This window comes from Pirellulales bacterium (assembly GCA_033762255.1).
Taxonomy (GTDB): domain Bacteria; phylum Planctomycetota; class Planctomycetia; order Pirellulales; family JALHPA01; genus JANRLT01.
Map to the genome: position 1 here is coordinate 14,723 of JANRLT010000010.1, position 12,753 is coordinate 27,475.

The 12,753-nt window shown below is 55.9% G+C and carries 8 protein-coding genes; 5 read left to right on the plus strand and 3 right to left on the minus strand.

Features of this window, described 5'->3' with window-relative positions:
* Positions 1–94: 94 nt before the first annotated feature.
* The 3 genes from SFX18_03290 to SFX18_03300 all read right to left on the minus strand — a co-directional run bounded on the left by SFX18_03290 (position 95) and on the right by SFX18_03300 (position 5,244).
* Complete coding sequence (locus tag SFX18_03290; GenBank protein MDX1962150.1) at positions 95–670, minus strand: zeta toxin family protein; 576 nt, start codon at positions 668–670, stop codon at positions 95–97.
* Positions 671–721: 51 nt separating this feature from the next.
* A complete protein-coding gene (gene odhB / locus SFX18_03295) occupies positions 722–2,161 on the minus strand; it encodes a 2-oxoglutarate dehydrogenase complex dihydrolipoyllysine-residue succinyltransferase (protein ID MDX1962151.1) in 1,440 nt (479 codons plus the stop codon).
* Between the two features lie 200 nt (positions 2,162–2,361).
* Entirely contained in the window at positions 2,362–5,244 is a 2,883-nt protein-coding gene (locus SFX18_03300; protein ID MDX1962152.1) for a 2-oxoglutarate dehydrogenase E1 component, read from the minus strand.
* A gap of 911 nt (positions 5,245–6,155) precedes the next feature.
* Between SFX18_03300 and SFX18_03305 the strand changes: the two genes are divergently transcribed.
* The 5 genes from SFX18_03305 (at position 6,156) to SFX18_03325 (ending at position 12,752) form a co-directional block, all read left to right on the plus strand.
* On the plus strand, positions 6,156–6,905 hold the full coding sequence (locus tag SFX18_03305) for a PspA/IM30 family protein (protein MDX1962153.1): 750 nt from the start codon (positions 6,156–6,158) through the stop codon (positions 6,903–6,905).
* A 310-nt stretch (positions 6,906–7,215) separates the two neighbouring features.
* On the plus strand, positions 7,216–9,006 hold the full coding sequence (locus tag SFX18_03310; GenBank protein MDX1962154.1) for an AAA family ATPase: 1,791 nt from the start codon (positions 7,216–7,218) through the stop codon (positions 9,004–9,006).
* A gap of 203 nt (positions 9,007–9,209) precedes the next feature.
* Positions 9,210–9,503, plus strand: a complete 294-nt coding sequence (locus SFX18_03315; GenBank protein MDX1962155.1) for a hypothetical protein — start codon at positions 9,210–9,212, stop codon at positions 9,501–9,503.
* A gap of 321 nt (positions 9,504–9,824) precedes the next feature.
* Positions 9,825–11,567, plus strand: coding sequence for a phosphate ABC transporter substrate-binding/OmpA family protein (locus SFX18_03320; GenBank protein ID MDX1962156.1), 1,743 nt, complete (start codon positions 9,825–9,827; stop codon positions 11,565–11,567).
* Between the two features lie 135 nt (positions 11,568–11,702).
* Positions 11,703–12,752, plus strand: a complete 1,050-nt coding sequence (locus SFX18_03325) for an ABC transporter permease subunit (protein MDX1962157.1) — start codon at positions 11,703–11,705, stop codon at positions 12,750–12,752.
* Position 12,753 lies beyond the last annotated feature (1 nt).

A 12,753-nucleotide genomic window follows, 5' to 3' on the forward strand; every position in this document is an offset into this window, starting at 1 on the left:
TGTTCCCAGACAGCCTGTTGAACGGCACGCCGCGCAGCCCCGGTGAACTCATCGGCATAGCGAACAAAAATGTCGGGAGAGTGACTCATTTGGCTCATAACTTTGACTTTCGGAGAAAATCGTTCCAAACTTCCGGTAAATCTATACGATTAACACTACGACCCACGCCATTGGCCACAAGCCGGGGCATGTTTATTAAACTATTATCGAACAATATCCAACTCGACGCCAGCGGTTGGTATGTCGTACAAAAATTTCTTATGCTTTTTAAGTATCTGCGTCGAATATCATGTCCACCCCTTAATACGCGTTGCCCCACCCGCTGAATTGCTAATTCAGGCGATTCCAAATAAACAAAAACCAAGTGAAATCCATATCCTGCTTCAATCCATGTTTGGATTTTTCGAGCGTAAGCTAAACCAGAAAGCGTTGTTTCAAAGGCGAAGGACTGACGCTCATCCACAAGCTCATCGATTCGAGTGAGCATGATTCTGCCAGCCTGAAAGGCCACGGATGCCGACGCTGTTCCAGCCAACCCTTGGGCAATCGCATCGGCGTTTACTGTGGTGGCTATTTGCAATTCTTGAAGAATTTGTGCGGTAATCGTCGTCTTGCCAGCGCCATTAGGCCCGGCCATCCCCAGGGCCATGGGTTGTCCCCTGTTATCCATAAAATGATTGGGTATCACTAATGCACTCGTTGGCTAGAAATTGCCTCCCCCCTATGCCTCCAGCAGTAGCCGCGACGGATCCTCAATCGCGTCCTTGATCCGCTTTAAAAACGATACCGCCTCCCGGCCGTCGACAATCCGGTGGTCATAGGTCAACGCCACGTACATCATCGGGCGGATCACCACCTGGCCATTCCGGGCCACGGGGCGGTCCTGGATGGCGTGCAAACCCAGGATGCCGCTTTGCGGCGGATTGAGGATGGGCGTGCTAAGCAGCGAGCCATACACGCCGCCATTGCTAATGGTAAAAGTGCCGCCAGCCAGCTCGTCCAGCTTGATTTTGTTCTCGCCGGCGCGTTTGCCAAAGTCCGCGACGCGCCGCTCGATATCCGCAAAGGACATCGTCTCGGCATTGCGCAGGATCGGCACCAGTAGCCCCTTCCCCCCGCCAACGGCGATCCCCACGTCGTAATAATTCTTGTAGACAATGTGCGGATCGCGAATTTCCGCGTTTACCGCCGGGTACAGCTTGAGCGCGTCGATGGCCGCCTTTACAAAAAAACTGGTAAAGCCCAGCTTGACCCCATGCCGTTCCTTAAAGGCGTCCTTGTCGTTGTATTTGGCCCGCAGTTCCATCACCGACGACATGTCGATCTCGTTAAAGGTCGTCAACATGGCCGCGGTCGCCTGGGCCTCCAGCAGGCGCTGCGCGATCCGCTGGCGAATGGGACTCATCTGGACAAAATTTTCCTCGCGCGCGGGTGTGCCGGCCAGCTTGACAATCTCGCCTGATTTGGCGGGTGCGGGGGAAATGGCAGTCCCGGATGTCACCAAGCCGGGATTTGTCCCCCCGGAATTCACCACCGCGCCGGGAGTGGCCGGGGCGGCCCCTGTCGCCGTGCTACCGACCCCCGAGGAGCCCCCTCCCCCCATTGTGCCCGCGGAAGATGTAGCCCGCTGCACGTCCTCCTTTAGCATCCGCCCCCCCGGGCCCGTGGGCGTGACAGCGGCGGGAGAAATATTTCCAGCGGCCAGCGCGGCCTGCGCGGCGGGCATGACAAATGGAGGATTGGCGGAACTGGAAGTTGTCGGTGACGGGGAACCGGTGGGGGCCGCTCCGGTCGCCTCCGGAGTGCCAATCGAGACATTATTTCCACGATTAGTCACCGGGACCGTGGTCCCCGAGGGGGCTTGGCTAGGTTGGGTGGGAGGCGCGGCTGGTGGAGCGGAAGAGGTGGATGCCCCGGCTTCTTCACCGGTAAGGATATAGCCAATCACCTCGCCCACTAAAACTTTTTCCCCGGCGGGCTTAAGAATCTTTCCCAATCTACCATTCCCGGGGGCGGGGAGGTCGCTAGTGGCCTTATCGCTTTCGATTTCGACAATATTTTCATCCAGCTTGACGGAGTCCCCCTCGGATTTGTGCCATTTGCTAATCAGGCCCTCGTTGACGGATTCTCCAAATTTAGGAACGACAAGTTCTATCGGCATGGTGATGATGGAGAAATGGAGTTTGGGGGAGTGGAGTTTGGAGAAATGAAGTTTGGAGAAATGAAGTTTGGAGGGGGGGTCTTGAATCTCAAAGTTGAAATTTTGAAATCTCAGATGAGATGATCATCGGCGACGGAGTCGCTTCCTACACAGGCGGATCTACGGCTAGCCCTGGGGGATCACGATCCAACCAACCATTCCTACACATCGCCAAAGGCCGCGGCCAGCAATTTTTCTTGTTCCAGTTTATGGCTGCTGCCCGACCCCGTGGCGGGACTAGCGGCGCTTTGCCGATAAATTCCCGCAAATGGCAGCCGGTCAAACAGACGCTCGCCCAGGTGAATACGCCAAAACCGCCAGGCCCCCATGTTTTCCGGCTCTTCCTGGACCCAATACACGGGCGTGCCGTCGGGATACTGGCCTAAGATGGTGCGAAGTTGTGTTTTCGGCAAGGGGTAATACTGTTCGACGCGGATAATCGCCACATCGTCGGTCCGCTTGAGTTCTTCCCGTTTTTGTAGCAATTCGTAATAAATTTTACCGGAACATAGTAAAATCCGCTCGACTTCGCGGTAATTGGTAATGCTGGCGTCGGGAATCACCCGTTGGAATGATCCATAAGCGCATTCCTCCAAGGTGGAGACCGCCTTGGGGAGGCGCAACAGGCTTTTGGGGGTCATGATGATCAGCGGTTTGCGCCAGACGCGCAACACTTGCCGCCGCAGGCAGTGAAAATACTGCGCCGGGGTGGTCAAGTTGCAAATTTGAATGTTATCCTTGGCCGCTTGCATCAAAAAGCGCTCCAGCCGAGCACTGCTATGTTCCGGACCTTGCCCCTCGAACGCATGCGGCAAGAGCATGACCAGCCCGCTCAGGCGATTCCACTTGTCCTCGGCGCTAGTGATAAACTGATCAATGATCACCTGCGCGCAATTGACAAAGTCGCCAAACTGCGCTTCCCACATGACCAGCCCATCGGGACAGTCCAGGGAGTAACCATATTCAAAGCCCAAGACCCCCATTTCTGACAAGGGGCTGTTGTAGATTTCGACGGGCGCTTGTTGCGGGTCGAGGTGGGCCAGAGGCATATAACACTGCCCCGTTTCCACATCGTGCAACACGGAATGCCGATGGCTAAAAGTGCCCCGTTCGGCGTCTTGTCCGCTCATTCGCACCCGCAATCCCTGGGCGGCAATCGAGGCAAAGGCCATCGCTTCGGCGGCTCCCCAGTCGAGCGGTTTTTTACCCTCGGCCATTTCGGCGCGGGTTTCTAGCAGTTTGCGCAGCTTGGGGTGGGGGGTGAATCCATCCGGGACTTGGGTTTGCCGCAATAGCAAATCCGCCATCTTGGCGCGGTCCAGGCCCGTTTCTACCTCGGCCGCTTCCCGTTCCCGACCGCCAATATAAAACGCCCAAAAGCCTCCGACATCATTGCGGCGGACGTATTCCTCGCTTTTAGCAACGCTCAGTTCCTTATCCAGTCGGGCCCGTTCATCGTCGGCCATGTGGTCAGCCTCTTCGCGGCTGACCTCGTTAAGTTTAAGCAAGTGGTCCAGGTACCCTTCGCGAACGGGTTTGCGTTGTTTGATCGCCCGGTACAGCGCGGGCTGGGTGAATTCTGGCTCGTCGGTTTCGTTGTGGCCCCGGCGGCGGTAACAATACATATCTATCACCACATCACGCTGAAATTCCCGTCGAAAATCGAGCGCCAGCCGCACGCATTGGGCGACGGCCTCGGGGTCTTCGCCGTTAACGTGAAAGATGGGAATTTGTAGCATTTTGGCGACATCGGTGGCGTAGGTGCAACTGCGCGCCTCGGACGGGTCGGTGGTAAAGCCTAGTTGGTTGTTGACCACGACATGCAACGTGCCGCCGATTTTGTATGCTTCGAGCTGGCTGAGGTTAAGCGTCTCCTGGATGATCCCCTCGCCGGCGAAGGCCGCGTCGCCGTGGATCAGCACGCACAGACCCCGTTTGCGGTCAAAATCCTCGGCTCGATCCATTTTTGCCCGGGTACGGCCAATGGCGACTGTATTGACGAACTCCAAATGGCTGGGATTAAAGCATAACGACAGGTGAATGCGGTGCCCGTTGGCGCAGGTCCAGTCGCCGCTATATCCCAGGTGGTATTTGACATCGCCGCGGCCGATGTGCAGTTCGGGGTCGATATCGGCAAATTCGCGAAAAATCTGCTGCGGGCTCTTGCCCATGATATTGGCCAGGACATTCAACCGGCCGCGGTGGGCCATGGCCAGGATGATTTCGTCGGTTTCTTGTTCGCCCGCTCGTTCGATGGCTAGTTCGAGGAGTGGAATCAGGCTTTCGGCCCCTTCCAGGGAAAAGCTTTTTGCGCCGAGAAAGCGTTTTTGGATGAATTCCTCAAAGACGGTGGCATTGGTCAGGCGGCGGAGGATTTTTAGCTGTTCGTCCCGTGTGAGCATGCAGCGATTTTCGGTCCCTTCCATGCGCACCTGCAACCAATCCCGTACCTGCAATTCGTCCATGTGCATGAACTGCACGCCAATCGACCGGCAATAGGTGTTCCGCAGCCGTTCGATGATCCGGCGCAGCGTCATTTGCTGCGGGCCTTGGATGGTGTCGGTAGAAAACGTCCGATCCAGGTCGGTATCACTAAAGCCATAATAGGCCGGATCCAGCTCGGGCAAGGTGGGCCGGGGCAGGCCCAGGGGGTCAATCGCGGCGACCAGATGTCCCCGCACCCGATAGGCGCGAATGAGCTGGTCGACCCGGTCCTGCAAAACGGCCAATTCCATATGCCGGGTTGCGGCGGGGCGGCTGCTGGTCCCGGCGGCGCCCGCGCCGGTCCCGATGGCGCCGTTCGTCCCCCCATGGGAAACGACGTACCCGTTGGTACCGGGGGAAGCGCCGACGGCGTTGTTCCACACGGATTGGGTCTCGCGCGGTAATTGCCCCTGGCGGCGCAGCGTGTCCTCAAAGTAGGAACGCCAGTCGGGCGAAACGGATTCCGGATCGCGCAGATAATCCCCGTACAGACTTTCGACAAACGCCAGGCTACCACTATCCAAAGCAGCCTGTTCAACCACTTCTGCGATACCAGACATAATGGAGTAATTTCCCAAAGATCGAGCCCGAGGGGGTAACGGCCGTTGCCAGTTCGGCGGAGCTTGCTAAATCCGCCACTTCCCCTCACTATGCCAAGTTACTCTCCACCGGACAAAGTTCGCGCTTTATCCCGTCGAGATCCCACCAACGAAAATACTGAAGCAATAAATTTGTGGATAGGCTTTGCCGCCGATCCGGTTTACCACTCTCCCGGGGAGCACATTCCAGCCCTATCTGGCTGGTGCGTTCTACCCCGCGCAACCTAGGCCCGAGGCACGGGCGCACATGAAGTCAAATCCCCGCCGGGGCGGAAAGTTCGTTTAACTGTAATATCTTAGCGGTTATGGGTAGCGGGTGTAATGCTAAATCGGGAAAACAGCGCTGAATTCCGCCACCTTTTCCCCTGTCGCTGGGCCTTCTTTAGCCTTCGCTTGGTCAGCTTGTAATTGCTTATCCTGATTATACTTAGGTAAGGATTTATACAGCTCATTTCACCCGCTTTTGCTTGCTAAAAACATCACGTGACCGGCATTTGCGTAATGACCGCCGCATTCGCCGATGATCGACGACAATTAGGCGTTTCAACCAGGGTAAATTGGCATCTTGTAATAGGCCGGCGGCAGGCCCGGGCCCCTTATACGGCAGCCGGATGAGAGCCGCGTCGTTGGGGTGGGACGCCGGAACCAGGCGGGAATAAACCTCTTTGGTCGTTGCGCCTTGCTATCCCATCCGCGAAATGTACAACAATAGGTGATTCCCGCGCGATTTGTCGACAAGATCAAAGGATTGTCGGCGAATCGCCCGTGGATGCAAATTTTCAACATCTTTCCCCTGTCGATCCCTGCCGACGGGCGCGTGGTACGCCAGGATTTTTTGCAGCTTGCACTTTCTTGACACAAGGAATCGCACGATGATTTTTGGCAAAATTTGGTCGGCGTTTGCGGCACAAATGAACAAAATCGCGAATTGGTTTTGGACTGCGGATCCTGTCGCACAAATGCAGTACGAATACGACAAGGCGGTGGAACAGCTAAAAGAAGGGCGCGAGGGGCTGGAACAATATCGCGCGCTGGTCGAGCGTGTTAGCGGCCAGGTCGCTCGGAACAAGGCCCATGTTTCCCAGTTGGAGGGAAAGGTGAAAGCCTATTTGCAAGCCGGGGATAGGGACACGGCGTCCAAATTTGCCCTGGAAATGCAAAAGGCCAAAACCGAATTGGCCGCCAATGAGGAACAACTTAAAATGCATGAAGAGTCCTATAACAATAACGTGACCAAAATTAAGCACGCCACGCATAAACTGGCCGAGTTAAAAGAAAAAATCCACAAATACGACGCCGAACTTAAAATGTCCAAGGCCGAGGCCGAAATGGCCAAACTGGCCCAAAGCTTTAACTTTGATGTGACCACCGACCTGGGCCAGATCGAATCGGTGATTCAAGACAAGATTTCGCTCAATCGGGCCAAGGCGCGGGTAGCCGCGGACCTAAGCGGCGAAGGCCTGGCCACCATTAAAGCCGAGCAAGCGGCTGAAAAAGCGATGGCCGACCAGGCCCTGCGGGAATTTGAGATGCAGCTAGGGATGGTCACCCCCGATACCGCGGGCGTCACCGCCAGCCAAAAAGACCTGGGCCCCGCGGTCAAGGCGATGGAGAAGAATTGATGAAGTTGTGGGGGGGCGTGATTCGCCTGTGTAGGAGGCGTCTCTGTCGCCGAACAAAACTCAATCTAAAATTTCAAATTTGAGATTCAGATTGTGGAATTGTGTTCCCACTCCTCCGGAATGGTCCCTGTATTTGTCAACCAAACTCCAAAAACCAAATACCAAACTCCATCCTGTAAACCCCACTCCTCCAAACACCCATCGGCGACGGTGTCGCCTCCTACAAAGCTTTTATCCCTTGGGGATGATTCCTGCTTTTGTCAACCAAACTCCAAAAACCAAACTCCACTTCTCCAGCCACTCCCCCCACGTGTCCGAAACGCCCCTCCTGACCACTTCCGACGCTAAACCGCACGACGCCCTCCCCGCGTGGTATCCGGCCTGGGCGCGCGAATTGGCGGATTTGTACTTTTCCGGCACGACCTGCGTCTTTGTCCTGCATGGAAATGTCCATGACCTGATCTATTGCCAAAACGATAAAGGAGAACCATCGTATTGCAGCCTGAACGAATTTTTGGCCGCGCAAGTCTTTGGCAAATGGGACCTGGTCCTGGGCTATGATCTGAGCCGCGGTTTGCGGGCGATGGCGGCGGGGAGCCCGGACCGCCTGCGGGGGATGATGCAGTACCTGACCGGCCGTTGGGGGGAACCAGCGGGTTGGCCCCGCGAACCGGACAAAATCCTGCTGGCGCTTGATCTGTTTATCGAACGCAACCTGCTCGATGACGAGAAAAATCGCAAAAGCCTAGCGCTCATTTTTGATTATGCCCAATATTTGATCTCAGCCGGAGATCTGGAATCCCTGGCCCGGGGGAATGCCGCCCGCTTAGTAAAGTTTCTTTCTTGGGCACAAAGTCCACTCATCAAACGCGTGAATATGGCGTTTGTGTTAATTGTGGACAAGCTGGTCGAAATTAGTGATCGCCTGGTCAATAGTCCCCATGTCGGCACGATTGACATTCCCCTGCCGGATCGGACCGAACGGGAGCGGTTTGTCGCACAGGCCACCGCGGGACAAGATTTGGCCAAATTGACCGACTTTACCGCGCCTCAGTTGGTGGAATTGTCCAATGGGCTGAGCTTGACCAGCTTGGACGTGGTCCTGGCCCAAGCAGCCAAATCGGGCCGTCGGTTGGATGCCCCGCGTTATAAGCAACTCAAAAAGCAACTGTTGGAGCGGCAATGCCAGGGGTTGATTGAGTTTGTGGAACCGCGGCACACGTTGGAGCTGGTCATTGGACACGATGACGCGATCAATCGGCTGCGGGACGATGCGGCCGCCATCCAAAATGGCCACCTTAGCCTGGCGCCGATGGGTTATTTGGTTTGTGGCCCCGTAGGGACGGGAAAAACCTGGCTGGCGGAGTGCTTTGCCGGGTCGATTGGCATTCCGTGCGTGGTGCTGAAGAACTTTCGATCAAAGTACGTCGGCGAGACCGAGGGGAACCTGGAGCAGGTGTTGTCTGTCCTGCGGTCGCTAGGCCCGGTGCTGGTGATTATTGACGAGGCGGACGCCGCGCTGGGCAATCGGCAGGCCAGCGGTGATAGCGGCACGTCGTCGCGGGTGTTTTCGATGATTGCCAGCCAGATGGGGAACACGGCTTATAGGGGCAAAATTGTGTGGATGCTCTTAACCAGCCGTCCGGACCTCTTGCCAATTGATCTAAAGCGCCAGGGGCGGGCGGAAGTCCATATTCCGCTGCTGTATCCCCATACCGAGGATTCGGTGCGGAAGATGTTCCAGGCGATGGCGAAAAAGAATAAAATAACGCTCACGGAAGGGAATATACCCCCCATAGATATGGGGCGGCGGCTGAGCGGCGCGGATATCGAAAGCGTGGTCCTGACGGCCAAGCGGGCGGCCCTGACCGCCGGACGCAACGAATTGACCGCGGCCGACCTCGAAGCGGCCCTAGCGGAATTTATCCCCTCCGCGCAGGGTTTGGAAAAGGAATTGCAAGAAATTGCGGCGGTGCTCGAATGCACTCAGATGAGTTTTTTGCCGCCAGAATGGCAAGAGCGGGTCAAACAACCCAATGGCCGCAGCCAGTTGCAAGAGCGTATGGTGGCGATCCGGCAATTGTTGGAGGAAGGAATGTGACTTTGTAGGGCGGATCGTGATCCGCCAGGATAGTGATAGAACACTTTGTAGGAGGCGACTCCGTCGCCGAACCAGAACTTGATTTTTAAATTTGAGATTTCAAATTGCGGAATTGTACTCAACCACAACCCATCATCCACTGCTCACCTCAACACCCCATTCATAATTCATAATTTTTAATTCTTAATTGAAAGAGGCTTCCCATGTCCAGTTGGTTTGACACCCAGTCCGAGACGCCCCTGATTGCCGAGATGGCCCGCAACCTCGATAGCTTTTTGGCCGCCGTGGCCGATGGCAAAGTCACCACTCAAGAGGTTTCCGCCCAGGAAGACCGCGTGGTGGCGATCATGAAAAAGCTGGAGCCAGAGTTGGCACGGCACCCCGTCTTGCATGCGCAGGTGACGGAATTGCTGGTGGAATTGACCGCCTACGACCTGATGCAGATGATGAGCATGCTGCGGGAGAGCCGCCAAAGCAAGCAAAAGCTCGTGCTGTAATTTTTCCGCGTACTAGAAAATGCATTTAGCACAAAGTCACGATGGAGTTTCCGGGCAGCACAGAGAAGGCAACATCGTTTGAACGTCGTTCGGGCTTCAGCCAACATCCCAGCGCGGAGTGTTAGTGAACTTGTTGGTCAAATCGGACAAATAGGGCCGTTGGCTCTTTCCTGGTTTTACATTACATTGGCTTAGGACGACGCCGCGCTTGCCACATCCATAATACCACGGCTGGGATATGCGGGGCCTTCGGCCCACAAGGTAGCCAACGCCATATCCAACTTGCCTATTACATCCTTCATCTGAATTAGGGCACAACCCATGGCCGGACAACCCAAACCCGCCTTTTACGTCGCTTTGTTTTTGGTCATCGCGGGCCTGGTGGCGTTTGCCGCTTATCGGGCGGATCTGCTGTCGGTGCTGGCCCCGCAGGCCCCCGGAAATGGCCAACAACCAAAGGGGGGGCCGATCAACCTTCCCCCCGCCGAGGATGCCGACGCCACCGCCGTCACCACCGTCAAGGAATACAAGTACAAGCCAGCCGAAAAGCTCCCCCCCGTCGCCGGTACCTCCAACTACCTCGCGCTTGATAAAAATGACAACACCGTCAAATTCGCGCTGAACGTCTGGGCCGGTTGGGGGCCGATCATCCTCGCGAATGAAGGGTTCAAGCCGGGCAAAATCTGGAAGACCCCCGACGGCCAGGAATTCAAGCTGGAATTGGTCCTCATCGATAATCCCATCGCCATGCGCGACGCCTACGCCGCCGGTGAAGTCCACATCGGTTGGGCGACGCTAGACATGCTGCCGTTGTTTATGGAAGGGTTTGTAGATAAGCAGGGCAAGCCCAAGGATAGCCGCGTGATGCCTCGCGTGTATCAGCAGGTCGATTGGTCCAACGGCGGGGACGGCATTGTCGTGCGGGATGATATCGTGGGGGTCAAGGGTTTGGCGGGCAAGAAAATCGTGCTAGCGCAAAACTCTCCCTCGCACTATTTCCTCTTAAATATGCTCGTCTCCGGTGGGTTGCAGCCGGGGGATGTGGATATGGTCTTTACCGATGACGCCTTTCAGGCCGCGGCAGCGTTCAACGCCAATAAGCAAGAACTGCAAGGGTGCGTCTCGTGGGCTCCGGATATTTACAATCTGGCCGAGACCAAGGGAAACAAAATGCTGGTCACCACCGGCACGGCAAATAAGCTCATCGCCGATGTCTGGTTCGCCCGGGCGGACTTTGCCAAGGATCATCCCGGCATTTGCGAGGCCCTGGTCCGGGGTATTTTTGACGCCATGGTCGATCTCAAGGATGAGGCCAAAAAATCCAAAACCGCCGAACTGATGGCCGCCGGTTACAATATTCCCGCCACCGAAACGATCAAAATGTTCGCCGACGCCCACAACACCAATTGGGCCGAAAATTACCAATTTTTTGTCAACCAAAATAACCCCGCCAACTTTGAGCGAGTATGGAACCAAGCCTACTATCTGTACCGCAGCATCGGCTCGATCACGCATCGCAAGGTGGAGTTTGACCAGGTGATGGATTACAGCATCATCGAAAAGCTGGGCAAGGAGGACAAATACGCGCGGCAGATTGATGAATATAAGGTGCTATTGCCTCCGCGCAGCGTCAAGCAAATCGAGGCCGAATCCGACGAGATTTTAACCAATACGATCGTCATTCATTTCTTTCCCAATAGCGCCGACCTGCATAAAAAAATCGTCAAGGAAATCGACGGCAAATCGACCGAAAGCCCCTATGATCCCAACGTGGATCTGGTCATGAAGGACGCGGCCAGTTTATCAGCCCAGTTTGGCGCGGCCCGCATCATTATCGAGGGACACACCGACGCCTCCATGCGCGGCCGCGCGCCCGAGGCCCTGGTCAAGCAGCTTTCCGCCGACCGGGCCGAGGCCGTGCGCAAGGAACTAATCGATAAATATAAAATCGAGCCGGGCCGCATCAGTTCCATCGGTTACGGCTGGGATCGACCGGTCGAGGATGGCAACCACGCCGTCAATCGCCGCGTCGAGATCAAAGTTTACTCGGCGGAACAGCAGTAGCTTTGCCCGGGTGTATTTTTTCCATAGCTGACCGCCCCCGTAGGCCAGAATTGACATAGGACAGCTTGCCCAACGCGCCGCGGATGCTTTCCCAACCGGCATCCCTCCGCTCTTACTCGATACCTTTACGCACCCATGTCCCACAGCGGCATTTGGTCACTCCGCAAAGAACTGCCCGCTTGGGCCAGATTTTTCTGGGGGGTCGTGGGCGTGGCCGCCGTCCTGGCCTTGTGGTGGTTTGTCACCTGGGGGGAACCCCGGGAAGATCGCATTTTATCACCGGCCGTTCTACCCAGCCCGGCGGAAACCTTCGCACCCGAACAACTGCACGAACTGTGGTTTGACCGCCATTTGACACTAAATACCCTGAGCAGTCTGCGCCGGTTGCTCCTTGGCTATGGCCTGGCGGTGGTGGTCGGCGTGCCGATCGGCTTATTGTGCGGCTGCTTTCCCTGGATCAAGGCGATCTTTACGCCCCATCTGGTTTTTGGGCGCAATATTCCCGTCGCCGCCCTGATTCCGCTGACGTTTTTGATCTTTGGCCTGGGCGAAACCTACAAGATTATGTTTTTGTTCCTCGCTTGTATCGCGTTTGTCATCGCGGATACGGCCAACGCCATCGAGGATGTCAGCCAGCGCTACGTCGACACGGCCTATACGCTGGGGGTGAATCGCTGGCAAATCATCTACAAGGTGTTGTTTCCCCTGGCCTTGCCCAACATTTTTAATTCGCTGCGGCTGCTCTTTGGCCTGGCCTTTGGCTATATCATGTTGGCCGAACAGGTCAAGGACACCTCCACCATTTACGCCGGCATTGGCGACATCATCAATCAATCCCAAAAGCGCAACCTTAAAGAGCCAATCATCCTGGTCCTCTTGCTCATTCCGCTGCTGGCCGTGGGTGTGGATCGGGTGCTGTTTTTTGTGCAAAAGCAACTCTTTCCCTATCAATACGGGGGCTTGGGCCTATTACAAAAATTTTGGACCTGGCTCATGCACCTAGGGGAGGATATCAAGCACCTGTTTATTCGCCCCATCCCCATCGCCGAATTTGACGCCACCCGCGCCGCCGCGGCCCTGCATCCCAATTCCGCCAAGAATTTGGCTCCTGCAGCGCAAAGCGTTACGACAAAAGAAGTTGCCTCAACCATTCCTCCCCGCGATCCCATCCAGGGAGGCGCGTAAC